Here is a 23708-nt window from a genome sequence, read left to right on the forward strand (position 1 = left end):
TTCGCCTGGGCTTTCGAGTCAGTCTCTGACACGTTCGCCGTCACTGAAGCCGCATAGATGGACGTAGCCTGAGCGAACGGAACATTCCACCGGACATCCCCCAAGAGAAAATCTTACTGTGCGTTCGCCGCCTCAGGTTCCGCCACCTTCGCGGGTTCAGACCCCGAATCCGAATCCGCCGGAGCCGACGACCCCGCCCCCGGCCGCGTTTGCGGCACGCTATCACACGGTTTCTGTGCCGCGCACAGCTTATCCAGCATCATCAGCGTAACCCCATTAGTCCACCCGAACCCGTCCTGCAACGGGTACTCCCCGCCGCCGCCACCGGTCCCGGTTGAAGACACATCATATTTCTCCACCAGTTTCTTCTCGCGGTCGTAGGTATGCTGCACGTTAGTCAGGAATCGCCAGGTCACTTCCATCGACAGATCCTTATGACCGTAGTTCTCCAGCCCCTCGGCGGCGACCCATTGCAACGGCGCCCAGCCGTTTGGTGCATCCCACTGCTGGCCGGTATTCACCGTGGTAGTCACCACGCCGCCCGGTTTTAACAGTTGAGACTGGGTGGCGGCCGCTACTTTATCGGCACGATCCTGGGCGGCGGCGTTAACAAACAGCGGGAACAATGCCGCAGCAGTGAGCTGATCGCGTACCGCTTTGCGGCGTAGATCGTAATCGGCGTACCAGCCCTGTTTGTCATTCCACAGGGTTGATTCCATCGCCTGCTGGCGCTGGCTGGCAAGTTTGTCATAGCGTGCCGCGCCCGCCTCATCGCCCGCCGCTTTACTGGCGTGGGAAAGAGTTTTTTCCAGTTGGTACATCAGGGCGTTTAAATCCACCGGCACGATCGAGGTGGTGTGAATCGAGCCCAACTGCTGCGGGTTATCCATCCAGCGCGAACTAAAGTCCCAGCCAGATGCCGCCCCCGCGCGCAGATCGCGGTAAATCTCGGTAGCCGGGCGATCCGGGTTGTTCTTCGCGGTAGTCACGTCGTCCAGCCAGGATTCGGTACGCGGCGTATCGCGGTCATCCCAGTAGCGGTTAAGCAGCGCGCCGTTCTCCAGCTTCACTACCCGCTTGCTGGCGCTGCCTGGCGCAAGGCTATCGCCGCCTTCCATCCAGTATTGATACTCTTTGGTCAGCTGCGGCTGGTAAGTTTTCAGGGCGTTTTTATCGTGAGTCGCCAGCAGCTCGACCATCAGCGAGAAAAACGGCGGCTGCGAGCGGCTCAGATAGTAGCTGCGGTTGCCGTTGGGGATATGGCCCCAGGTGTCGATCTCATAAGCGAAGTTCTTCACCATATCTGCGATTTTGTCCCAGTGACCGCTCTCCGCCAGCCCCAGCATGGTGAAGTAACTGTCCCAGTAATAGACCTCGCGGAAGCGCCCGCCCGGCACCACATAGGATTCCGGCAGCGGCAGCAGTGAATCCCACTTCGCGGCTTTATCGGTGGTGCGGGTCAGCACCGGCCACAGCCCGTCGATATGCTCGCGCAGGCTTTGCCCGGCGGGCGGTACGTATTTCTCGCCCGCTTTTGGCAGGTCGAAATTCAGGTTCACGAAGTGGCGCAGATCGAAGCCCGACTGGTTCCGCTGCATCCGGTAATCCGCCAGGATCATATACGGATCGCTTTTCGGCACCGCATCGGCGAAGGTTTTCTGATCGGGAAACAGTTTAGCGCTCTGCACATCAGTAAACAGCGGGCCTAACAGCACATCGGGCGGCTGCACGGCGACTTTGGGTTGATCTTCCGCCAGCGCGGTCTGTGGGCCGAAGAGTAGGAAGGCGCTACCCAGCGCTATCTGGATCGCGAACAGCAGGGTACGGGGTTGACGCATAGCTGATTTTGTCATCAATGATTCTCCATATAGGGCGTTCAGCGCAGGGGCTGAAAACAACCATAGAAAAACCTTAGACGAATATTGGCGAACCGAGGGATCCGAAGTGGCAAATCTGAGGTTTACAGACGAATTCCCTGGCAATCGGGCAAAAAAAAGCGCCCTGGTTTTTGCCAGGACGCGGTAAGCCATGTAAATACAGCGGCTTAGTGTAACCCGAACTCCGCCATCAACTGTTGGCGTAAAGCGACAAACTCGCTCTGGCTACGCAGGCGCGGGCGGGGCAGGGTGACGTCGATAAAGCGGATTTCCCCGCCTTTATGTTTCGGCAGTACCAGCACCCGGTCGGCGAGATAAATGGCCTCTTCCAGATCGTGGGTCACCAGAATCATGGTCACGTTTTCTTCTGCCCAGATGCGCGCCAGCTCTTCCTGCATGGTGATTTTGGTCATCGCATCCAGCGCGCCCAGCGGTTCATCCAGCAGCAGAATCTCCGGCTGCACGGTCAATGCCCTGGCGATACCGACGCGCTGGGCCATTCCGCCGGACAGCTGGCGCGGCCAGGCTTTTTCGAACTCGCTCAACCCCACCAGCGCCAGCGCCTTGCGGGCGCGCTGCTGGGCTTCGCGCGTCGACACGCCCTGCACATCCAGGCCAAAACTGACGTTATCCAGCACCGACAGCCAGGGCAGCAGGCGCGGCTCCTGAAAAATCACCGCCCGCTCGCGGCTCAGGCCGTGGACCGCGTTGCCGTCAATCAACACATCGCCGGTATTCGGCTCTTCCAGCCCGGCCAGGATGCGCAGCAGGGTCGTTTTGCCACAGCCGCTCGGCCCGACGATGGCAATGCTTTGCCCGGCGCTGATATGCAGATTCAAATCGCGGAACACATCAAACTGCTCGCCGTTCAGGGAAAACGATTTATAGACGCGCTGTACGGACACTTCACCCCGGCGGATATCGGTTGCTGTAGTCATCATTCACCTCACTGCGCGTTAAACAGAACGTTGGTCACCTGGATCTGGCCTTTACCCAGCGCGCCGTCGCGCTCAAGGATATCAATCCAGTACTGCACATCGCGGGTTTCCGCCTTGCCGCCAGGGCGCACGCCGTAGCCGGTAAAGTACTGGGCGACGTCCGGGTTTTCACCGCGCTCCTTGAGGATTTTCGCCATAATGGTGCGCACTTCCTGCGGGTGTTCGCGGGCATAGTCCAGCGCGCGGGCCGATTGCTGAACAAAGGCTTTCGCCGCTTCCGGGTGCTCCTGCACGAAATCCTCGCGCAGTACGGTAAAGCCGCCCGCGATTTCGCCTAATACGGCGGTATCGTTGAACACCGGGCGCAGGCCGCCGTGGCTGCGGGCCACGCCTTCAAAGGTAGTTTGCCAGTAGCCGAACGCGGCGACATCCACCTGCCCGGAACGCAGCACCTGCTCAAGCTGCGGGCCAGGGACCGCCACCGGCTTAGCAGCGTTTTGCGGTAAACCCGCCTGGCGTAACGCTTCGCGCAGGGTGTAATCCAGATGCGCGCCCAGGGTATTGATCGCCACAGATTTACCGGCCAGATCTTTTACGGTCTTGATCGGGCTGTCTTCCCGCACGTAGAAGATGGACTTGGTGGTGTTATCGATGCCGTTAGTGGGGTAGGCCGCCACGAATTTATTGCCGCTGGCGATGGAATTCAGCACCGCCGGAGTGGCGGCGGAGCCGATATCCACGCTGCCGGAGGCCAGCGCGAATAACGATTCCGGGCCGCCGCTGGCATAGCCTTTATTTTCCAGCGACACGCCGGTGCCTTTGAAATAACCCAGCGCGTCGGCCAGTTCATGGGCGGAAATACCACCGTAACTGGCGAGATAACGTAACGTAACGTTGTCCTGCGCCTGGGCGAGTGAGGTCAAACTCAGGCTGGCAAAGGCGAATGCGGCAAACAAGGCGATGCGTTTCTTCATTTTTTAAATTCCCAAATAAGACAATCGATAATCGAAAAGTGAACGGCTAATTAATGGTTATGAGTATTCCAACGACACAGACGGCGTTGCAGGACCACCAGGATGCGGTTAGCCATCAGCCCTAAGAATGCCAGCATGAAAATGGCGGCGAACATCACCGGGATTTGGAAGTTGTATTGCGCATTCATCACCTGGAAGCCGATGCCTTTATTGGCGCCAATCATCTCGGCGGCAATCAGCAGCAGCAGGGCGGTCGTGGCAGACAGACGCAGGCCGACGAAAATCGACGGCACCGACGCCGGCACAATCACCCGGCGGAACACCGTTAAGCGGCGCGCGCCAAAGGTTTTCGCCATTTCCAGCAGCTTCGGGTCCACCTCTTTTACGCCGCTGATGGTCGCCAACAGCACCGGGAACAGCGCAGCCCAGAAAATCACGAACACTTTAGAGCCTTCGCCGAGCCCGAACAGCAGGATAAACACCGGGTACAGCGCCAGCGCTGAGGTCTGGCGGAACAGTTGCAACAGCGGGTCCAGCGCGCGCTCCAGGGGGCGGATTTGCCCCATAAACAGCCCAAGCGGAATACCCATAATCACTGCCGAGAAGAACGCCAGCCCGGCGCGTTGCAGGCTGATGGTGATATCGTCCAGCAACGCGCCGGAGGTGATACCGTTCCACAGGGCAAAAAACACCTTATCCAGCGGCGGGATCACCGCCGGGTTCAGCCATCCCTGGGTGCTGGCGATTTGCCAGCCCGCGAAGAAAAACACCAGCAGGCCGTAATCGGCGCTGAACGCCAGCGCCCGCTTGCGCCATTTCCCGTTAATCGCCAGCTTGACGCCAGGGCTGCGCGCCCGGGGGCGCACCCATACTTTGCTGAAGTCAGTCATCGTGAATCCCTCATGCCACTTTGTTATTGCGGAGAATGGAATAACGGTTTTCTGGATACGGTAATCCTAAGTTTTCGCGCAGGGTGGTGCCTTCATAGGCGGTACGGAACAGGCCGCGCTTTTGCAGTTCCGGGATCACCAGGTCGATAAAATCGTTCAGTGCGCCCGGCAGGTACGGCGGCAGAATGTTGAAACCGTCGGCGGCTTCGTTTTCAAACCACGCTTGCAGGGTATCGGCTACCTGTTCGGCGGTGCCCACGATGGTGAAGTGGCCGCGCGCGGTAGCGATCCACTGGTACAGCTCGCGGATGGTGAACTGGTGCTCATCGGCAATCTGGCGGATCAGCGCCTGGCGTGACTTCATCCCTTCGGTAGCAGGCAGCGGTGGCAGCGGGCCATCAAGATCGTAATCGGCGAAATTCAGGGTGCCGCCGGTCAGGCCGTTGAGCAGCGCCAGCCCGTCTTCCTCAACGATTAATGAAGTCAGCGCACGGTATTTTTCCTGGGCTTCTTCTTCGGTGCGGCCAACAAACGGCGCGACGCCTGGCATCACCAGAATATGCTCCGGGCGGCGGCCCAACGCTCTGGCGCGGTTTTTGATGTCGCGGTAGAACGCCTGGGCGGTGGAAATATGCTGGTGGGAAGTGAAAATCACCTCGGCGGTGGCGGCAGCCAGTTCACGCCCGTTATCCGATTGCCCGGCCTGGACGATCACCGGGTGCCCCTGCTGCGAGCGCGGCACGTTGAGCGGGCCCTTCACTTTGAAATGCTTACCGACGTGATCGGCGGTATGCACTTTGTCCGGGTCGATAAACTGCCCGGAGGCTTTATCGCGAATAAAGGTATCGTCTTCAAAGCTATCCCACAGCTTCTTCACTACCTCCACGTGCTCCTGGGCGCGCTCGTAGCGGTAATCATGCGGATGCTGCTGGTCGAGGTTGAAGTTCACCGCCGCCGCTTCGGTGGCGGTCGTCACCACGTTCCAGCCCGCGCGGCCCTGGGAAATCAGATCCAGCGAGGCGAATTTACGCGCCGTGTTGTAGGGCTCTTCGTAAGTGGTGGAGGCGGTGGCGATAAAACCGATATTTTTGGTTAACGGTGCCAGTGCGGAAAACAGCGTTACCGGCTCGAAACCGGCGATTTTTGCGCGGCCGCCTTCGGTGCCGCCTTTAGCCGGGACCGCCAGTCCGTCGGCCAGGAAATAAGCGTCAAACAGGCCGCGTTCGGCGGTCAGCGCCAGCTGTTTGTGGAATTCGAAACTGGTTGCGCCATCAGCGGGCTGATCGGGGTGACGCCAGGCCGCCACGTGCTGGCCGCCGCCAGGAAGAAACGCGCCGAGTTTAATTTGTCTTGTCATTGTTCATCTCCATCATATTCGCAGACGTGTTTGTTAACGTTTTGAGAGCATAACGTTGCGAAGATTTGAAAATGAAATATCAATTTCTGAATTCAATAGCTGGAATTTGGGATTGGTGTCACGTAAAGAGCAGGGCGGAGGAAAATTCGCCGGGTAGCACAAAATTCAACCGAAATGGATACATTCATCGCAGTTTTTGAAAGGTAACGTCAATAATTGTCACTTATATGATTTTAATCATGTACAAAACCTGACAAAACAGGTAATGATAATGAATATTATTTAGATTATCAGGGCGTACCGTGTTCAACATGCGTTCATTCTTCCTTGCCGTTTGCTGCTTGCTGGTGAGTTCACTGGCGTGGGCAGCCACCGATTATTCCCCTTATATCAACGACATTAAAACTCGCCTCGATAAAACCGCCACGCTGTATCAGCAGCAACAGGTCAGCGAAGCCCGCCACGAAGTGCAGATGGCCTATTTCGAAGTGTTCGAAAACCTCGAAGGCCCGATCCGTATTAATATTTCCGCCCAGAAGAGCTACCAGATGGAGAGTACCTTCGGCGAAATCCGCAAGATGATCGGCGAAGGCAAATCCGTGGCGGACGTGCAGGGTAAAATTGACTGGCTGAAGCACGAGCTGGACCAGGTTGAACCGGTGCTGGACGGCGGCCACAAGCTGGTAGCAGAAGAGCAGCACGGCGCGTACAGCAACGGGGAAATCGCCCACTACTGGCAGCAGAGTTTCCAGACCATCGACGATCTGCTGGCCCAGGCGGTCACGCAGTATCAGCAAGGGCAGTTTGCCGCAGCCAGCCAGAGCGTGCAGCAGGCCCATTATCAGGGTTTCAAAAACTCGGAAATGGAAATGTCGGTGCGCAAGAACCGCTCTGCGCAACAGGCCGCGTCGATCAATCAGCAGTTCACCACGCTTATCGCCCTGACCGCCAAACCGGACAATCTTAACGATGTCGCTTACGGCGTCACCACGCTGTTGCAGGATATCGAGGACGTGCTGCCCGGTCTGCCGACGACCCGCGACACCCAGGCCGTGAGCGCCCCGCAAAGCGGCGATGCGCCCGCTAAAGCCGATACCGCCGCCCAGGCCGACTGGGGCAAGGTCTCCGCCAGCATCAATAGCAGCCTGAAAGAAGCCATTGCGGTTTATCAGGACGGCAACGTCCAGGACGGCATGATGGCGGTGCAGGACACCTACTTTGACCTGTTTGAAGCCAGCGGCATGGAAAACAAAGTCGGCTCCCGGGATGCCGCCTTTAAAACCCAGCTCGAAGGCCACTTCACCCGCCTGGTTAGCCTGATGAAAGCCGGGCAGCCTGAAGCGGCGCTGAATGCCGAAGCGCAGGCGCTGGAGCAGGATCTGGCGAAAGCGGTCTCTCTGCTTGGCGAAGGCGAGCAAACCCAGTGGAGCCTGCTGCTCTATAGCCTGATGATCATCGTCCGTGAAGGGCTGGAAGCGCTGCTGATCGTGGCCGCCATCGTGGCCTACATGGTGAAAAACAACCATCAGGACAAGCTGCCGCTGATCCGCCAGTCGGTCGTCGTGGCGCTGGTGTGCAGTGGGATCACCGCCGCGATCTTCCAGATGCTGTTTACCCACTCCGGGGCCAGCCGCGAACTGCTCGAAGGCATCACCATGCTGATCGCTGTGTTTATGCTGTTCTCCATGAGCTACTGGCTGCTTTCCAAAGTGGAGGCCCGCCACTGGAAAGCCTGGCTGGAAGGCAAACTCTCTCACTCCCTGAGCCGTGGATCGCTGATTGGCCTGTGGATGACCAGCTTCCTGGCGGTTTATCGCGAAGGCGCGGAAACCGTGCTGTTCTACTACGCGCTGGTGGGCGATGCCAGCAACGTCTCCGGCCATCTGGCGATCCTGGCAGGCTTCGCCATCGGCTGCGTGGTGCTGCTGGTGGCCTGGCTGGTGATGCGTTACTCGGTGGTCAAACTGCCGCTGAAACCGTTCTTTATGTTTACCGGCAGCTTTATGTACCTGATGGCGTTTGTCTTCGCCGGGAAAGGGGTACTGGAGCTGATCGAGGGTAAGCTATTCCAGCCTACGTTATTGCCAGGCATGCCGGAAATCGGCTGGCTTGGCATCTACCCCTATGTTGAAACCTTGCTGCCGCAGGCCGCTTTGCTGGTCGCCGCGCTGATTGCCCTGTGGGTGATGCAACGGCGCGGGGCGACGGTATCCGGGCCAGACATCATTAAAAGCAAACCTTAACTGAATTTTTCTTTTAGACGAGAGGATAAGTCTGATGACCATCAAGAAGAGCCTGATTGCCAGTGCCGTGATCGCCGGGATTTTTACCGCACCTGCGGCGTTTGCCTTTAAAGAGTACCCGGCGGGTGAGCCGATCACCATGAACGAAATGGAACTGGCGGCGGTTTACCTCCAGCCGATCGACATGGAGCCGCGTGGCATGGGCCTGCCGGCAGCCAAAGCGGATATTCACCTTGAAGCGGATATTCACGCGGTGGAAGGCAATAAAAACGGCTTCGGCGCGGGTGAGTGGATCCCGTTCCTGACCATTAATTACACCCTGGTGAACACCGATACCGGCGCGAAACAGGAAGGCACCTTCATGCCGATGGTGGCGAGCGATGGCCCGCACTACGGCGCGAATATTAAAATGATGGGCGTGGGCAACTACAAAGTCACCTATCACATCGATCCGCCATCAAAAGCGGGCATGCATCGCCATACCGATGGTGAAACTGGCGTAGGCCGCTGGTGGAAGCCGTTCGACGTCAGCTACGAGTTTAAATACGTCGGGCTGAACTGATCGCCATCATCGCAGAAGATGCAACAGGATGTGACCAGGGTGTCGGCTATGCCGCCGCCCTTTTCTGGTTTTACGCTACGGCGGTTTTGAGCGCATTGAGTTGACGTTATGAGTTACTTTTTTGTCACGACCCTGCAGGCGTTTTTATGTATTGCGCTGCTGTGCGGGGTCAACGGGGTACGGCGGACGGCGACGCTGCGTCCGCTGGTGTGGATAAGCCTGCTGGCCGTGGCGCTGGGCGGCTGGCTGGGGCGGCAACTGCCGAATAATCAGATGATCCAGCTCTCGCTGACCGGCGTGGAAATCGGGGCGCTGCTGCTGTTCCTGATAACCTGGCGTCACCCTTCCTCTCGGCTCGGTTATCTCTGGCAGGGCGTACTGATTTTCGGCGCGGCCCGCCATTGGGTGCAGGACCCGAATCTTGGTGCCGTCACCACCACCCATGTGCTCAATACCGATTTGCTGCTTAACATCACCGCGCTGGTCGGGGCATTTGCGCTGCTGGCGCTGGCGGCGGTGCTGTGCGCTATGCTGCTGCGCCGGATGCCGCGCGCCCAGTGGCCCACCGTTATCGCCGTCACCGTTTTACTGCTGGTGCCGCTGGCGGGGGATTTGCTGCTGCTGTTAATGAAATTGCAGGTGCTGCCGCTGACCAAAGCGCTGCTGAGCTTTGTCTCGCGCGTCACCAATAACGCCCCGTGGTTTAACTGGGCGGGAGCCGCGCTGCTGCTGGCGCTGGCGGCCTGCTGGCTGCCGGAGTTGCAGCGCCGCCGTAAAACCCTGGCGCAAACCAACGAGCCGATCCCCCATCGGCTCGCCAGCGCCCGTTATCTGGGCGCGCGCCGTTTGCTGCTTACCGCCGGATGCGCTGCGGTGCTGATCGCCGCCGGGCAACTGTACTGGGATTTAGTCGCCTCTCAGCCGCCGCGCCTCTCTGAAGCCAAACCGGTGATGCTGGAAAAAGACGGCAAAGTGCATATTCCCATCGAGCAGGTGCGCGACGGCAAACTGCACCGCTTTGTCTGGGTCGCCGACGACGGCAAAGCGGTGCGCTTCTTTGTAATCAACCGCTACCCGGACAAGCTGCGCCTCGGCGTGGTGTTTGACGCCTGCCTGCTGTGCGGTGACCAGGGCTACGTAATGGAAGGTAACCAAGTGATCTGCGTGGCCTGTGGGGTGCATATCTTTATCCCGTCCATTGGCAAAGCGGGCGGCTGCAACCCGGTGCCGATTGAGGACTGGCAGAGTGACGACAAAGAGCTGACCCTGACCAAAGCGTCGCTGGAAGCGGGCGTCAATTACTTCTCTACCGTGATCAGCATGAACGTCACCGATCCGGTGAACGGCGCGACCCTGACCAACGACAAAGCCGAATACAAATTCAGCTATGGCGGCAAAACCTGGTTCTTTGCCTCCGAAGCCAACTACAACCGCTTTCGCGACGCGCCGGAACAGTTCGTGCCGGGCGAGAAGGAGGAGTAACCATGCTGTGGCGAATGCTACGTCAGACCTGGGGACGAAATCTGCGCCGGAAACTGCTGGCGGTGTTGACGGTATTTCTGGCCTCCGGGCTGATTTCCGCGCTGCTGGCGGTGTCGATTGATATCGGCGACAAAATGTCCCGGGAGCTGAAATCCTACGGCGCGAATATCCTGATCGAACCGGCGGGCCAGGCGGCGTTGCCTGCGCTGTTCAGCGAGCAGAGCAATCCGCTTTCCGGCCAGGATTTTCTCGATGAGAAAGAGCTGCCAAATATCAAAGACATCTTCTGGCGCAATAACATCGTCGGCTTCGCCCCGCTGTTGGGCGGCGAGGTGATGCTCAACGGTAAGCCGGTGAATATTCTTGGCACCTTCTTCAACCAGCCGGTGGATGTACCGGACGAAGAGGATTACCGCATCGGCCAGCAGGCGGTGAGCCCGTACTGGCAGGTGACCGGCGCGTGGCCTCAGGAGCCGGTGGCCGCGCAGCCGCAAACGCTGGTCGGCCAGACCCTGGCGAAGCGCCTGGGTCTGAAAACAGGCGACGTTCTGACATTACAAGGCGAGAAAACCGTCCAGACCGTCACCGTGAGCGGGCTCCTGGCCAGCGGCGGCGATGAAGACAACCAGTTAGTGATGCCGCTGAGCATCGCGCAAACGCTGCTGGGATTGCCGGGTAAAGTGCAGGCGATCCGCGTGTCGGCGCTGACCGTGCCGGAAAACGAACTGTCGCGCCGCGCCAGGGAAAACCTCGACGCCCTGAATGCCGAAGAGTACGACCTGTGGTACTGCACCGCGTTTGTCTCGTCGATTGCTCATCAGCTTGAAGAAGCCATTTCCGGCTCGGTGGTGCGCCCGATCTGGCAGGTAGCAGCCTCGGAAGGGGTGGTGATCGACAAGATCCAACTGCTGCTGGCGGTGGTCACCCTGGCGGCGCTGGTGGCGGCGGCGATGGGCATCGCCTCGCTGATGACCAGCACCATCATGGAGCGCGCTAAAGAGATCGGCCTGATGAAAGCCCTCGGCGCGCGCCAGTGGCAAATCATGCTGCTGTTTTATCTCGAAGCGGCGAGCAGCGGATTGCTGGGCGGCGCGGCGGGCTGCGTGGCGGGCTGGGGGCTGGCGAAGTCCATCGGCCTGATGCTGTTTGACGCCCCGTTGAATTTTACCTGGGTGGTGGTGCCCTGCGTGCTGGTGGTGGCGGTGTTGATTTCGCTGATCGGCACCTGGTTCCCGGCGCGGCGCATTGCGCGCCTCTACCCGGTGGAGGTGCTGTATGGGCGGTAAGCATTCCATGCTGTGGCTGCTGGTGTGGCGCGCGCTGCGCCTGCGGATGCAGCGCGTCAGCGTGGTGTTCGCGGCACTTACCGTCGGCGCAGCGATTGTCACGGCGCTGTCGGCGGTCTATTTCGATATCAACGCCAAGATGAGCGAAGAACTGCGCACTTTCGGTGCCAACTTTTACATCGGCCCCGGCCACGGCAAAAGTATGGAACAGCGCGAGCTGGAGCCGATTATCGCCGACGCGCCGCCGGGCTTGATCAACGCCGCCAGCCCGATGCTCTACGGCATGGCCCGCACCGAACTGGAAAAAGTGGTGGTGATGGGCGTGTGGTTCGAATCGATGCCGAAGCTGGCCCCGTACTGGCAGGTGACCGGCGACTGGGTGGGCGTTAACTTTGACGATCGCAACGCGATGGTGGGCGTCAAGCTGGCCGAGCGGTTGAACCTGAAAGTCGGCGACAGCGTCACCGTGATGACTGAGGATGGCAAGAAAAAGCTGCGCATTAAGGGGCTGGTGGAAGCGGGCGACGCTACTGACAACATGCTGATCGTCAACGTCGACCTGGCGCAAACCCTGCTGCACAAAACCGGCGAACTGAACCACGCGCTGCTCAGCGTGAATAACGATCTCGGGCAGGTGGACCAGTACGCTGAGACACTGCAAAAACAGTTTCCACAACTGGATATCCGCCCGATCCGCAAAGTCTCGGCGTCCGAAGGCCAGGTGCTGGACAAAATCAAAGGGCTGATGGGGCTGGTCTCGATCGTGATCCTCGCGCTGTCGTCGCTGTGCGTGAATACCACGCTGATGGCGATCGTCGGCGAGCGGGCCAAAGAGTTCGCCCTGCAAAAAGCGCTCGGCGCAACCCACCGGGACATCATCCGCCAGATGCTGGCGGAAACCGGGCTGATTGCCCTGGCGGCGGTGGCCTGCGGCTGGGTGCTGGGTTATTTACTGGCCCAACTGCTGGGCATGACGGTGTTTAACGCCACTATCGCGCTGCGCCTGCCGGTCCTGCCGATCACTTTAATTTTATCGCTTATGGTCGCCGCTGCGGCGGCCATTGTCCCGGTGCGCCGCGCGGTGAGCGTCGAACCGGCAAAAGTTCTCAAAGGAGAGTAGCGCTATGTCTGTATCGCGCATTCCGCAGGCGGTGATTGAAACCCGCCATTTGTATAAACGCTTCGGCGACGTAACCGCGCTGGATGATATCAACCTGCGCATCGCGCGCGGCGAGTTTGTGGCGATTATGGGCGCCTCCGGCTCCGGGAAAACCACGTTGATGAACATTCTCACCTGTCTGGATACGGTGAGCGACGGCCAGGTGTTTCTTGACGGCACTGATGCCGCCGGGCTGGACGAAGAGGGCCGTCGCCGCTTTCGCGCCGAGAAAATCGGCCTGGTGTTCCAGCAGTTCCACTTGATCCCGTTTCTCACCGCGCTGGAAAACGTGATGCTGGCGCAGCATTACCACAGCGTGGTGGATGAAAACGCCGCCAGAGCGGTACTGGCGCAGGTCGGCATGGAGCACCGTATGACGCACCTGCCGAGCCAGCTTTCCGGCGGGGAGCAGCAGCGCGTGTGCATCGCCAGGGCGCTGGTCAACGAGCCGCCGGTGATCTTCGCCGATGAGCCTACCGGCAACCTCGACGAAGAAAACGAAAGCCGGGTGTTGGCGCTGTTAAAGGATCTGCACCGCCAGGGCCGCACCATTGTGATGGTGACCCACAACCCGGCGCTGGGTCAGTTTGCTGACCGGGTGATCCGCCTGCAACACGGCAAATACCTGAGCGAGGAGCGAAACCATGCGCTGGCGTAACCTGTTATTCATCCTGCTGGCGGCGCTGGCGGGCTGCAAAGAGGAAAAACTGACGCTGGGCGAACCGGCACCCCAGTTGGCAGCCTTCGACAGCCAGGGCCACGAAGCGAAACTGGAACAGTGGCAGGGCAAAGGCGTGTACCTGAATTTCTGGTCCGCCAGCTGTGGCGGCTGCCTGGCGGAGATGCAATCGCTTGAAAAACTCAGCCAGCAGTGGGGCGACAAGCTGGTAGTGGTAGCGGTGAATACCGATAACGACGCGGTGGATATCGCGCCGCTGCTGGCGCAGCACCACATAAGCTACCCGGTAGTGCGCGACCAGATGAAAATCACCCAGGAGCGTTATCAGGTGATCGGCACGCCGACCTCGTTTTTGATTGATCCTAAAGGCCGGGTGATTGATATGCACCAGGGCGCACGGGATGAACAGGCGCTGACCGCGACCTTCCGCAAACTGGCGGGGGAAGGGTGATGACGCTTCGGATGCTGATGTTGTGTGGTCTGGCGTTCATTTCCACCAGCGCTGCTGCCACCGAGGATTATGGCCGGCAATTCCAGCGCGATTGCTCAAGCTGTCACGGGCGTAAGGCGGATAAAACGGCGTTTAATAAAGCGCCGCCGCTGATCACACTCAGCGAGGAGCAGGCGGTGGAAGGGATGACGACGATCCGCGATGGTGGGGGGAATAGCGCGGCGGCGCGGGCGAAGGCGAAGCTTACGGATGAGCAGATTAAGGGGCTGGCGGCGTTTATTCAAACGCAGAAGTAGGTGTTACGCTTTTGGGCTTTTGTTTTTGTTTAGTGGAATTGTTTCGTTCAGTTTGTTCAGTGGAATTGTTCCGTTTAGTGGAATTGTTCCGTTCGCCTGGGCTTTCGAGTCAGTCTTAAGCGCAGGTGTACGCGAACGGGTTGGGGGCGCTCGCCGCCGCGCCCCCAACACCCCCGGCTCCCCCGAGCGAAATCGCCGCTTCGCGGTGCCCTCGGCTTATCGCGTCCGGCTCCGGGTCGGGCGAGATACGGCATCCTGCCTTTCTCGCCCTCAAGCCGCATCCCTGCGGCTTGCCCCGGCCTCCCGCGAACGCCTCGGCGATTTCGATGGGGAGGAAAACCCCCGCGATACATTCAGGTTTTCAATGCAACCAACGTGTCGCTGAAAGTATGAAAAATACTCACAGCGACAAAGACAGCTTTGTAAAAAATAAACGGCTTGAAGTTGGGGCAGTTGAGTCCGGCATCAAAATCGCCGAGGCGCAATTGACGAGCCAGGTCAGCCAGCATGGATGCTGGCTGAGGTCGTGAGCTACAGGATGTAGCATCACGACCGACCTGAAGCGAGGAGAGGGAGCCGAGGGAACCGCGCAGCGGCGATTTTGCTGGCCGGGAGCGGGGATTGCAAAGGGGGATGCGGAATCCCCCTTTGCCCGTTCGCGTGCTACGGAGTTACGCTGAGCCACGAACGCCTGGCGAACGGAACAACGCCACTGAACGGAACCCTTCCCCCGAACCGAACAACGCCCCCGAACGAAACAAAAGACAGCTTGCCACTTCGTGCCATCCTCCCCCGGCGACAGCCCAATTGTTGTACCCTTATCCAACGTGCCAGCGTATCGCCTATTTACCCCGGAGCACATGCCTCAATGGCCTCAATGACAAAAGCTTCAAAACTTAAACGTGGGATCCGCTATTTGATTATCATCATCGCGCTTTTAACGCTGTTCATTTTTGCCTGGCTTCAGCAGCCGCAGTACGCCTCGCCCGTGGTCCCGGCGCAGGCAGATAATCCCCTGTACCGCGACGGGCAATTTTTTAACGCCGAAGATCCACCGCCAGTGACCCGCACCCAGAGCCGGTTAACCCTGTGGTATCGCTTTTTATTCGGCAAAGACGAGGGCGCGCAGCCGGACGGCGTGCTGCCTTCGCAAAAAACCAATCTGCACCCGCTCAAGGAAAACGCCGTGGTGTGGATGGGACACTCCAGCTATTTTGTTCGCCTCGACGGCAAAAATTATCTTATCGATCCGGTATTCAGCGATTATGCGTCGCCAATCCCGCGCACCAACGTGGCATTTAGCGGCAGTAATATTTATCGTGCCGATGATATTCCCCCGATCGACTATCTGTTAATTACCCACGATCACTGGGACCATCTGGATTATCCGACCATTAATGCCCTGCGCGATAAAATTGGCCAGATTATTACCCCCACCGGCGTTGGCTCTTATTTTGAAAAATGGGGCTTCCCGAGAGACAAAATATTCGAGGGCGGCTGGAACAGCGTAATGAAAACCAGCGGGCTGGAAATCCATATCCTGCCTGCCCAGCATTTCTCAGGCCGCTTCTTTAAGCGCAACCAAACGCTGTGGGCCTCCTACGCCATTATTACGCCCAACCAGCGGATCTACCTCGGCGGCGACAGCGGCTACGGTCGGCATTTCAAAGATATCGCCGCGAAGCTCGGTGGGTTTGACCTCGCGGTGCTTGAGTGCGGGCAGTACGATCCGCAATGGCCGTTTATCCATATGACCCCGGAAGACGCAGCCAAAGCCGCCAGCGACATACAGGCCAAAGCCGTACTGCCTTCCCACAATAGCAAATTCAAACTGGCGCACCATCGCTGGAATGAGCCGCTGGAGCGGCTCTCCGCTGCCAGCGCAAATCAGCCCTGGCGTTTGCTGACGCCGAAAATCGGTGAAACGGTGGAAATGGAGAATAGCCAGCAGACATTCAGCCGCTGGTGGCAGAGTAATAACGTGCAGTAAAATACAAGCTATTAAAATTAATAGTTACGACCCGTTTAATTATTCAGGGTCGTAACTATTCATGACTTAAGCGCAATTTACTTTAATATTATTGCCGCATTACCCCATCTATAATATTCTTTTTTGCTGCATTTCTTTCCCGACAAATAATAACCCTAACTGCGTTGCCGCCTGAATTTCTGCGGGCATTAAAGGATGATGAATGGCCGAAAGACTTAACTGGGACTGCCTTGCCGCTGCGCTTGAAAATGTCACTTTTTCAATGCGCCCTTCGGTGCGCGAGTTGCCTGCGGGTATGCTGGCGCTGGGTATTGGCGACGCGGCCTCGCCGGGTATTGCCCTGAACTGCAAAAACGGCAGCCAGCACCGTTCGCTTTCTGCGTGGCTGTGGGCCATGGGCGACAGTGAGCGGCGCGCATTAAGCGACAAAGCGCGTTCGCAGACGATTACCCATATCGCGATTGAAGATTTTTCACTGGATAGCTGTTTTGCCTGGCTACTGTTCAGCGTATTCACCCGCGGTGACACTCACGAGCTGGACGAGTGGGTGCGTTATATCGACCAGTGGGAGCAGGGATTTTATCTCGATGGCGATAACGTCGGCCATTCTGCCGCCTGCCTGCACACGGTGTTCGCCCATGCGCGCCTGCATGCCGCCCAAACCGCACCTCATCATTACGATGCAGAGTTACTGCGCGATGGCTTTATCCGCTGCCTGAAATTACTCACAGCATTCATTAACCACACCCGACAGCCGTTACAGGGCATTCAGGCCCTGCCGTCGGCGGATTATCTCTCGGCGCAGGCCGCGCTGGCCTATGAATACCAGCTTTATCAGCTGGCGATTGAACGCGCCGCCACCTGTCAACTGCTGGTGGAGCAGGCCGACAGCCGCCGCAAAATGCTGGTGGATGCGCTGTTCCTTAATGAGCAAAACCCCAGCGGCCTGTTCAAGATCTTCGCCCGTAATGACCGGACCCACAGCTGGAGTAAAAACGGGTTTACGCTGCTGGGCATTTATCGCCAGCACCAGCAGGGCACCGGCAACGACATGGTAATTTCGGTGGATCCGAAAAGCGGCCTGTCGTTACAAAATTTGTGGCAGGCGCTGGAAGCCGGGGAAAATCACCGCTGGGCGGGGCAGCGCCCGTGCAGCAAACCCCGCCCGTTACACAGTTACGCTGGAGTGCCGAACGCGCCGGACCAACCCTGGTGGGATGATGCGGGGCGTTACACGCTGCTGGGCGCACCGAAAAAGTTCGATGACACGGAGACGCCCGGCAGCAAACTCGACTGGTGGCAGGATGTATTGCCGCTGATCTGGCGGCAAGGATTTGTCGAACATCTGGAACCGTGCCTGACGCGCGTTGACGATCCCAACCCGCAAGCCGAAGGGCAAAAGCGGGTGTGCGCCTGGCGCTGGAACCAGCCTGACGCGCGTTTGCAGCAAACCGATACCAGCAGCTACCTGACCAGCACGCCGTCGTTTGAAGCCTGGCTGGCAGGCTGTAGCCAACAATCCCTGCCCACCACGCCGTACACCTTGCCGCAGGCGGATCATTACGAGGCGCAGTGGCAGGGCGATGTACTGATTGTTAGCCATCAGCAGGGCGTCACGCTGTTTAGCCGCTCGCCGGACGCTCCGGCGCTGGAGGGCCTGTTGAAGGTTGCCCGGCGCATCGCCGCGCTCAGCGACGAGTACGCCCAGTTCCTGCGCCAGACCCGCGAAATCTTCAAAAAATGGCCGGCGCAGTTAAAGCAGCAGACGGGCACCCTCGAAGATAAACAGTGGGAAGAGGAGATCTTCGCCCTGCGCGTCAATGCCCTGAACGTGCTGAACAGCACCGACACCCTGTTTGCCAGCGCCCAACAAAACCGCCTGAGCGAGATGCTGCAACGCCAGTGGGGGCTACACGAGCAGCGTGGCAACCTGTTTGCCCAGGTCGACAGGCTGGATGCGCTGATGCGCGACGCCATCGCCCGGCAGAATTCGCGCCGCCACCGCATTTACGGTTCGCTGTTTTCGGCGCTGGGGATGGGCATTGCCGCCAGCCATGTCTGGGAGCCGGTGCGCGATATCCTCACTACCAATGAATATGAGTGGCAGCTGTTGCTGTTTAAACATCCCGATACCACGCCGCAGCAGTTGGCGGAGATCGCCGGGCAGAGCGCCCACTTTGAACTGATCACGCTGATTGTCTTTTTAGCTTTTGGTCTGCTGGGATTCATCCTCTTCTGGTTCTTTGATATTCGCAGCCAGGAAGAGTAATGCGCACGGAGAAATAACCGAATGAATAATAAAACCGCTATCGCCATTGTTACCCGTTCACGGGATATTATCGCCCTGGCCCATGCACAGTTGGCCAGGGAGTTGAGCGTACCGCAACCGGAAAATAACAGCTTCGACGCCAGCTACCGGATGCTGGACGACGCCCGCAACGAGAACGGCAACTGGATCAAAGTGGGCGAACTGCTGGGATTTAATCGGCAGCAAATGCTGGATTATGCCGACCTGATGAGAGGGCTGCGCGGCTGCGACGATGTACAAAACCTTGATCCGATCACCCTGAATAAATGCCTGATCGCCTGCCTGCAAATCGTCAACCTGCTTGAACTGGCAAAACACAAATATCCGCATCTGAACTGGGACAGCCGCTATTCATTGCCCGACGAAACCAGCGAGGATAACGCGGTGCGCCAGATGCGCGCCATCGAGTTGTTAATCCGCCAGGTGATTGACGAAGCCTGGGCAGACCAGCAGAAATTAGCCGCGCGGCTGCAAACGCTGTTTGGTAAAGAGCAGGTGGCGCGGATTATGAAAAGCGCCGAGAAGGACAATATTCTCAGCGGTACGTTGCTGGAACAACTGCGGATTATTTTCTCCAATCAAGAGGATTACCCGAATTATTACGACGCCTATTTTGACGGCGCCTCGGGGCTGAATTACGCTTCCACCACCCGGGAAACGCTGTCGCAGTTTTTGCAGAGCCTGAACCATATCCGCAATAAAATCGCCCACCATAAAAAGTTAACCGAATCGGAAATGCTGTTGCTGAACGAGTATTTCGACCAGGTGGTGGAGCCGCTGCGCAATGCGCATCAGCAGGGGCGTTTGCAGACGGACCCGGATGCGCTGTACCACGCGCCCGCCGAGGCTGTCAAAGCGTATCAGACACAGTTGGCGAAACTGAATGCCACCGCTGAACGCAATGAAGTGGTCGTGAAGAAAATAAATCACAAACTCACCTGGGCTCTGGCGGGTATTGTGGGCATTATCGCCATTACTGGTGTGACGCTGCATTTTAGCGGCGGCAGCTTTGTGAATACCGAAATCATCAAAGATAAAGTCAGCGACGTGCAGGAAAAGCTTGGCAAAGTGAAGCAGGAAACCAGCGTCGATCCGCGTAAAGAGCTGGCGAACCTTGGGGTGCAGTGGGATCGGGGCACCATGGAGCAGGCGATCAAGCACGGTGACTTGCGCACGGTTAAATTGTTTAACGAAGGTGGAATGACCTGGGATTCATTATTTTTGTCAGCGGCCATGACAGAGTACGGCAAGAACCCCAGCAAGAATCTCGCTGATACTATTGAATATGTTACTGCGCACCCTGAGAATCGGATCAACGGGTCGGAATATGAGTGTCGGACACAAATCAATTATATGCGCGAACGTATGAAGGAAGGGACGCTCCACGAAGACTTAAACGGCAAAATTATTCGTCTGGTGTGCGCGGACCCGAAGGCGCAGAAAACCTTTGCTGAGGAACGCAAAGAAGCGGTTGAACGCCTGGCCAGGCTGAATAAAGAATATGCCCAATATAACAAACCTCAGGCAACGTGCATTAAAGAACTCATGAAAGATAATGGCGACGCGGTAGCAAACGATATTTTTAAAGCGCGCCAGGCTGCTATGTATTCATTATTTGGCAATGAAGGGCGGCAAGATATTTCTCAACGGGCAGCGACAGCGACCGGCGTAAAATTTGCTGATTACCAGTACAGCTCTGTATCGATGAAAGTTTTCCGCGAGTCTCTTAAATATTATTGCGATCGCCGTCTTGAGTTTGCTAAAGAAGATTACCCGCCAGTTATCGCTGATGTAAAAGATCAAATTGATTACTACGATACTGTTGCCGCGAAATACGGCATCAAAATCTAACTCTGGGCGGGCATCGCGAACCTTCGCGATGCCCGCCCCGTCAAATAAACGGCCTCGACGCCAGTTCAACTCCCAGCCCCAGCAAAAACAGCATAAAGCACAGCCGAAAATGTTTTGCACTCAACCGCGCGCGGATCTTCTGCCCCAGCCACATTCCCAACAGCGCCGGAACGATCGCCAGCAGCGACTGGTTAAGCTGCGCGAGGGGAAAGGCGTTATGTGCCGCCAAACCGACCGCCAGCGCCACGGTAGAAAGGGTGAACGACAGTCCCAGCGCCTGCACCAGTTCGTCTTTACTCATCGATAGCGCCTGAAGATAGGGCACAGAGGGCATCACAAACACGCCTGTCGCGCCGGTCACCACGCCGGTGATGGCCCCGGTGAGCGGCGAAAGCCACGCTTCGGCGCGTGCCGGAACCGCCAATGCCGGGGCCAGCAGCGCATAGCTGGCGTAAATAATCAGCGCCGCGCCTAATCCGGCTACCGCCCCTTGCCCTGCGCCGATCAGCAATGCCGAACCGGCAAACGTGGCGGGCACCATACACGCCATCATCGGCCACAGCCTGCGCACAATCTGGCCCAGCGATGGGCCGGTAAATAGCTGCCAGATATTGGTGATAAACGACGGCAGCACCAGCAGCGCGGCGGCCGCCGGCAGCGGCATTACCAGGCTTAACAGGCCCATTGCCACCGTTGGCAAACCCATCCCCGTCACGCCTTTTACCAGGCCGGCGGCGACAAAAATCAGCATTAACTCATTCATAGCGTATTCAGTAAGTAAGAGGTCCATTGCTCAATTGAATCAATGTGCTGGACAGGGCACAATCTGGTTTTCCCCACACGGCCTTCGGCACAACCGAAGGGAGAAAAGGCAGCGTATGCGGCTCGATCTGGCAGATCTCAAACTGTTCTTATGCATCGTTGACGCGGGCAGCATTACCCAGGGCGCGGCGCGGGCAAACCTGGCGCTGGCGTCGGCCAGTGAACGGCTGCGTAATATTGAAGTGGATGCGGGCGTACAACTGCTGGAACGCCATCCGCGCGGCGTGGCGACCACGGCGGCGGGCAAAGCGTTTGAACGCCATGCCCGGCTGATCCTTGAGCAGCAAAGCCAGTTGAAAAGTGAACTTAACGGCTTCGCCAGCGGCGCACAGCAGACGCTACGGCTTTTCGCCAATACCTCGGCGGTCAGCGAATTTCTGCCGTCCCGGCTGGCGCGCTGGTTAGCGGCGCATCCCACGCTGCATGTTGAACTGGAGGAACGCACCAGCAGCGATATCGTCAACTGCCTGGTGAACGGCGTGGGCGAGGCGGGGATCGTGTCCGATGCCGTCGACGCGCAGGGGCTACAATTATGGCCGCTGGCCGCCGACAACCTGGCGCTGATCGTCGCGGAAAAGCATCCACTGGCATCGCAGAAAACGGTCCACTTTGCGGATGTACAGGACCAGGCTTTTATTGGGTTATATCCGGGCAGCGCCTTGCAAGAGCATATCAACGCCCACGCCCGCCGCCCGCTGGCGCTGCGTATCCGGATGAACACCTTTGAGGGTGTCGGGGAAATGGTGGCGCAGGGCATTGGTATCGGTATATTGCCCCTGAGCATTGCCGCGCGCTATCAGCCGCGTTATGGCTACGCTATCCTGGCGCTGGCGGATAGCTGGGCGCAGCGACAGCTCTGCTTTTGCTATCGCGACGGGGCCGCATTATCTCCAGCCATGCGGAGTCTTCTGGAACAATTACTGGCGGGTCGATAAGCCGTCTACAGTTAACAGACACGTTAACGGAAGGAGATTGCGGATGACTGCTCGCCAGGCCATTATTCCCCAAACCCTGATGCTCGCCGCCCACGACTGGGTGCCTAATAATCCCCATTTACCGGTCTTAATCTATAAAAGCGTGATTACCGACGGCGATATCGCCAGCCGGTTTGAACAGCGGTTCGCTGATAACGGCTGGCCGCCCCAGTGGCGTGACGGGATTTTCGACTATCACCATTACCACTCTAACGCCCATGAAGTGTTAGGCGTAGCCCAGGGCTCGGCGCGCCTGATGATTGGCGGGCCAGGCGGTGAAGAGATTGAGGTGAAAACCGGCGACGCGCTGTTACTCCCGGCGGGCACCGGGCATCGGCGGTTATCGGCCAGCGAGGATTTTCTGGTGGTTGGGGCCTATCCGCCGGGTGCGGATTTTGATCTGTGCAGGCAGGCGGCGACGCCGGAAATGCTGGCGCGTATCGCCGCGCTGCCGTTTCCTGAGCAGGACCCGGTTAATGGTAGCAGCCCTGCATTGACAACCTGGTGGGATTAACGCTGTACCGACCGATAGCCAAAATAACCGTTTTGCGCGTCATACAGCACATCAAAGCCATTAAGGAAATTCACACCGGTATTCACAAACGGCGTTTGCCGGGTGGTATTCAGGATGATTTTCTCCGGTGCAAGCGGTGAATCGCTGCCGCTGAGTGTATAGCTCACCGCTGGCGTAAACGTAAAGGTCAGCGAGGCCTCATCAGACAGGGTTTTGGACGGGTAATTCGGCAGCGTTAAAAACATATCGGTCACCCCGGTATCAACCAGCGCCGTTCCGCAGCGTTTTGCATCGCTATTTACCACAATACACACCGGTGCGGCCTGCCATTCGCCGGGGATATGCGGATCGGGCTGCAATTTTGCGTAAGAAAATCCGCCCTTCGTCACCTCTGCATTCAGCCCGACATGAACCCCGTTGCGCGTCACCACGTAGCCTTTATGAAAATTATCCGCCGTAGCCGGATTTAACAGCGGGTTAGTAGCGGGCGTACTTTGCTTCTGCTCGCTGCCTTCCCGGGCAAAGCCCACGCCCATCATAGCGACGCCGCGCGGGTTATCTTCCGGGGTGCAGTGGCGGGCATTGTCCTGGCAGGCAATTTGCGTCACCGCCAGCACCGGGATCGGCGCGGTAGTGAAATGCTGGCCGTTACTGCCGCTCACCGTCACCGGCGTGGTCACCCAGGAGCCGATCATGATCCGCCCGGCGCTGTTGTAGGTGAGTTTGCCCGGCGTGCCGGGAAGCGCTGAAAAACCGGGAATGGATTCGGCAGAGATCACAATGCCGGTAGAGCCGGTATCCATCTCAATCGGGCGCGCGTCGCCGCCGGGGAAATTAATCCGCAGGCCCGGCGTATGGGCAACGCCAGTCGGCGCTTTCGAGGAAGGGTAATACTGCAAATAAACGCTCTGGCTGGCGTCGTCATACTGTGGCGCGTCAGCGGCCCAGGCATAGCCCGCGACGCTCATTACAAATAAGGCGAGTGCTGTTTTTGTCATCCCGTTATCCTTGCAATTGCCATCTGGTTCGCAATAACTGTAGCCCACGCTGTTATC

Annotated in this window: 21 protein-coding genes; 13 read left to right on the forward strand and 8 right to left on the reverse strand. The window is 58.2% G+C overall.

Annotation, left to right across the window (positions count from 1 at the left end):
* Nucleotides 1-113: 113 nt before the first annotated feature.
* From ACVV26_RS09490 to ACVV26_RS09510, 5 genes are all read right to left on the reverse strand, one after another.
* A complete protein-coding gene (locus ACVV26_RS09490) occupies nucleotides 114-1853 on the reverse strand; it encodes an alpha,alpha-trehalase (RefSeq protein WP_474801172.1) in 1740 nt (579 codons plus the stop codon).
* A 191-nt stretch (nucleotides 1854-2044) separates the two neighbouring features.
* A complete protein-coding gene (locus ACVV26_RS09495; protein ID WP_474801174.1) occupies nucleotides 2045-2818 on the reverse strand; it encodes an ABC transporter ATP-binding protein in 774 nt (257 codons plus the stop codon).
* Nucleotides 2819-2823: 5 nt separating this feature from the next.
* Entirely contained in the window at nucleotides 2824-3789 is a 966-nt protein-coding gene (locus ACVV26_RS09500; RefSeq protein WP_474801176.1) for an ABC transporter substrate-binding protein, read from the reverse strand.
* A gap of 50 nt (nucleotides 3790-3839) precedes the next feature.
* A complete protein-coding gene (locus ACVV26_RS09505; protein WP_474801177.1) occupies nucleotides 3840-4679 on the reverse strand; it encodes an ABC transporter permease in 840 nt (279 codons plus the stop codon).
* 10 nt (nucleotides 4680-4689) lie between these two features.
* The gene (locus tag ACVV26_RS09510; RefSeq protein ID WP_474801179.1) at nucleotides 4690-6036 is read right to left on the reverse strand and encodes an LLM class flavin-dependent oxidoreductase; all 1347 of its coding nucleotides are present in this window, start codon (nucleotides 6034-6036) and stop codon (nucleotides 4690-4692) included.
* 311 nt (nucleotides 6037-6347) lie between these two features.
* On the opposite strand from ACVV26_RS09510, the gene ACVV26_RS09515 reads away from it, so the two are divergent.
* From ACVV26_RS09515 to ACVV26_RS09550, 8 genes are all read left to right on the forward strand, one after another.
* Entirely contained in the window at nucleotides 6348-8279 is a 1932-nt protein-coding gene (locus tag ACVV26_RS09515) for an FTR1 family iron permease (RefSeq protein WP_474801181.1), read from the forward strand.
* Between the two features lie 34 nt (nucleotides 8280-8313).
* Nucleotides 8314-8841 (forward strand): iron transporter, encoded by a 528-nt coding sequence (locus tag ACVV26_RS09520; protein WP_312982590.1) that lies wholly within the window; start codon nucleotides 8314-8316, stop codon nucleotides 8839-8841.
* Nucleotides 8842-8949: 108 nt separating this feature from the next.
* On the forward strand, nucleotides 8950-10323 hold the full coding sequence (locus ACVV26_RS09525; RefSeq protein ID WP_474801183.1) for a Fe-S-containing protein: 1374 nt from the start codon (nucleotides 8950-8952) through the stop codon (nucleotides 10321-10323).
* A 2-nt stretch (nucleotides 10324-10325) separates the two neighbouring features.
* On the forward strand, nucleotides 10326-11609 hold the full coding sequence (locus ACVV26_RS09530; RefSeq protein ID WP_474801185.1) for an ABC transporter permease: 1284 nt from the start codon (nucleotides 10326-10328) through the stop codon (nucleotides 11607-11609).
* A complete protein-coding gene (locus ACVV26_RS09535) occupies nucleotides 11599-12729 on the forward strand; it encodes an ABC transporter permease (protein ID WP_474801187.1) in 1131 nt (376 codons plus the stop codon). Before ACVV26_RS09530 ends, ACVV26_RS09535 begins: the two co-directional genes overlap by 11 nt.
* A gap of 4 nt (nucleotides 12730-12733) precedes the next feature.
* Nucleotides 12734-13426, forward strand: a complete 693-nt coding sequence (locus ACVV26_RS09540) for an ABC transporter ATP-binding protein (RefSeq protein WP_161659950.1) — start codon at nucleotides 12734-12736, stop codon at nucleotides 13424-13426.
* Nucleotides 13413-13898 carry a TlpA family protein disulfide reductase gene (locus ACVV26_RS09545; protein WP_474801189.1) on the forward strand — a complete coding sequence of 162 codons (486 nt, stop codon included), beginning with the start codon at nucleotides 13413-13415 and terminating at the stop codon, nucleotides 13896-13898. Before ACVV26_RS09540 ends, ACVV26_RS09545 begins: the two co-directional genes overlap by 14 nt.
* Nucleotides 13898-14194, forward strand: a complete 297-nt coding sequence (locus tag ACVV26_RS09550; RefSeq protein WP_474801191.1) for a c-type cytochrome — start codon at nucleotides 13898-13900, stop codon at nucleotides 14192-14194. Before ACVV26_RS09545 ends, ACVV26_RS09550 begins: the two co-directional genes overlap by 1 nt.
* Nucleotides 14195-14547: 353 nt before the next feature.
* On the opposite strand, the gene ACVV26_RS09555 is transcribed toward ACVV26_RS09550, so the two are convergent.
* Nucleotides 14548-14703 (reverse strand): hypothetical protein, encoded by a 156-nt coding sequence (locus tag ACVV26_RS09555; RefSeq protein ID WP_474801193.1) that lies wholly within the window; start codon nucleotides 14701-14703, stop codon nucleotides 14548-14550.
* A gap of 368 nt (nucleotides 14704-15071) precedes the next feature.
* On the opposite strand from ACVV26_RS09555, the gene ACVV26_RS09560 reads away from it, so the two are divergent.
* From ACVV26_RS09560 to ACVV26_RS09570, 3 genes are all read left to right on the forward strand, one after another.
* Complete coding sequence (locus ACVV26_RS09560) at nucleotides 15072-16184, forward strand: MBL fold metallo-hydrolase (protein ID WP_474801800.1); 1113 nt, start codon at nucleotides 15072-15074, stop codon at nucleotides 16182-16184.
* A gap of 202 nt (nucleotides 16185-16386) precedes the next feature.
* A complete protein-coding gene (locus ACVV26_RS09565; RefSeq protein ID WP_474801195.1) occupies nucleotides 16387-18453 on the forward strand; it encodes a hypothetical protein in 2067 nt (688 codons plus the stop codon).
* Nucleotides 18454-18474: 21 nt separating this feature from the next.
* The gene (locus tag ACVV26_RS09570; protein ID WP_474801197.1) at nucleotides 18475-20343 is read left to right on the forward strand and encodes an STY4199 family HEPN domain-containing protein; all 1869 of its coding nucleotides are present in this window, start codon (nucleotides 18475-18477) and stop codon (nucleotides 20341-20343) included.
* A 40-nt stretch (nucleotides 20344-20383) separates the two neighbouring features.
* Here ACVV26_RS09570 and ACVV26_RS09575 read toward each other — a convergent pair whose 3' ends face one another.
* A complete protein-coding gene (locus tag ACVV26_RS09575) occupies nucleotides 20384-21106 on the reverse strand; it encodes a sulfite exporter TauE/SafE family protein (RefSeq protein WP_474801199.1) in 723 nt (240 codons plus the stop codon).
* A gap of 115 nt (nucleotides 21107-21221) precedes the next feature.
* On the opposite strand from ACVV26_RS09575, the gene ACVV26_RS09580 reads away from it, so the two are divergent.
* The gene (locus ACVV26_RS09580) at nucleotides 21222-22100 is read left to right on the forward strand and encodes a LysR family transcriptional regulator (RefSeq protein WP_474801201.1); all 879 of its coding nucleotides are present in this window, start codon (nucleotides 21222-21224) and stop codon (nucleotides 22098-22100) included.
* 43 nt (nucleotides 22101-22143) lie between these two features.
* Nucleotides 22144-22653: a cupin domain-containing protein gene (locus ACVV26_RS09585; protein WP_474801203.1), complete on the forward strand. Its 510-nt coding sequence runs from the start codon at nucleotides 22144-22146 to the stop codon at nucleotides 22651-22653.
* Here ACVV26_RS09585 and ACVV26_RS09590 read toward each other — a convergent pair.
* Nucleotides 22650-23651 (reverse strand): hypothetical protein, encoded by a 1002-nt coding sequence (locus ACVV26_RS09590; protein ID WP_474801205.1) that lies wholly within the window; start codon nucleotides 23649-23651, stop codon nucleotides 22650-22652. The genes ACVV26_RS09585 and ACVV26_RS09590 overlap by 4 nt on opposite strands.
* Between the last annotated feature and the right edge of the window lie 57 nt (nucleotides 23652-23708).

The sequence above is a fragment of the Atlantibacter sp. MEI4A-1023 genome (assembly GCF_056155425.1).

Bases quoted from the DNA above. Each gene is read 5' to 3' on its own strand.
- ACVV26_RS09490 (WP_474801172.1), bottom strand. From the start codon at position 1,853: ATGACAAAATCAGCTATGCGTCAACCCCGTACCCTGCTGTTCGCGATC.
- ACVV26_RS09495 (WP_474801174.1), bottom strand. From the start codon at position 2,818: ATGATGACTACAGCAACCGATATCCGCCGGGGTGAAGTGTCCGTACAG.
- ACVV26_RS09500 (WP_474801176.1), bottom strand. From the start codon at position 3,789: ATGAAGAAACGCATCGCCTTGTTTGCCGCATTCGCCTTTGCCAGCCTG.
- ACVV26_RS09505 (WP_474801177.1), bottom strand. From the start codon at position 4,679: ATGACTGACTTCAGCAAAGTATGGGTGCGCCCCCGGGCGCGCAGCCCT.
- ACVV26_RS09510 (WP_474801179.1), bottom strand. From the start codon at position 6,036: ATGACAAGACAAATTAAACTCGGCGCGTTTCTTCCTGGCGGCGGCCAG.
- ACVV26_RS09515 (WP_474801181.1), top strand. From the start codon at position 6,348: ATGCGTTCATTCTTCCTTGCCGTTTGCTGCTTGCTGGTGAGTTCACTG.
- ACVV26_RS09520 (WP_312982590.1), top strand. From the start codon at position 8,314: ATGACCATCAAGAAGAGCCTGATTGCCAGTGCCGTGATCGCCGGGATT.
- ACVV26_RS09525 (WP_474801183.1), top strand. From the start codon at position 8,950: ATGAGTTACTTTTTTGTCACGACCCTGCAGGCGTTTTTATGTATTGCG.
- ACVV26_RS09530 (WP_474801185.1), top strand. From the start codon at position 10,326: ATGCTGTGGCGAATGCTACGTCAGACCTGGGGACGAAATCTGCGCCGG.
- ACVV26_RS09535 (WP_474801187.1), top strand. From the start codon at position 11,599: ATGGGCGGTAAGCATTCCATGCTGTGGCTGCTGGTGTGGCGCGCGCTG.
- ACVV26_RS09540 (WP_161659950.1), top strand. From the start codon at position 12,734: ATGTCTGTATCGCGCATTCCGCAGGCGGTGATTGAAACCCGCCATTTG.
- ACVV26_RS09545 (WP_474801189.1), top strand. From the start codon at position 13,413: ATGCGCTGGCGTAACCTGTTATTCATCCTGCTGGCGGCGCTGGCGGGC.
- ACVV26_RS09550 (WP_474801191.1), top strand. From the start codon at position 13,898: ATGACGCTTCGGATGCTGATGTTGTGTGGTCTGGCGTTCATTTCCACC.
- ACVV26_RS09555 (WP_474801193.1), bottom strand. From the start codon at position 14,703: ATGCTGGCTGACCTGGCTCGTCAATTGCGCCTCGGCGATTTTGATGCC.
- ACVV26_RS09560 (WP_474801800.1), top strand. From the start codon at position 15,072: ATGACAAAAGCTTCAAAACTTAAACGTGGGATCCGCTATTTGATTATC.
- ACVV26_RS09565 (WP_474801195.1), top strand. From the start codon at position 16,387: ATGGCCGAAAGACTTAACTGGGACTGCCTTGCCGCTGCGCTTGAAAAT.
- ACVV26_RS09570 (WP_474801197.1), top strand. From the start codon at position 18,475: ATGAATAATAAAACCGCTATCGCCATTGTTACCCGTTCACGGGATATT.
- ACVV26_RS09575 (WP_474801199.1), bottom strand. From the start codon at position 21,106: ATGAATGAGTTAATGCTGATTTTTGTCGCCGCCGGCCTGGTAAAAGGC.
- ACVV26_RS09580 (WP_474801201.1), top strand. From the start codon at position 21,222: ATGCGGCTCGATCTGGCAGATCTCAAACTGTTCTTATGCATCGTTGAC.
- ACVV26_RS09585 (WP_474801203.1), top strand. From the start codon at position 22,144: ATGACTGCTCGCCAGGCCATTATTCCCCAAACCCTGATGCTCGCCGCC.
- ACVV26_RS09590 (WP_474801205.1), bottom strand. From the start codon at position 23,651: ATGACAAAAACAGCACTCGCCTTATTTGTAATGAGCGTCGCGGGCTAT.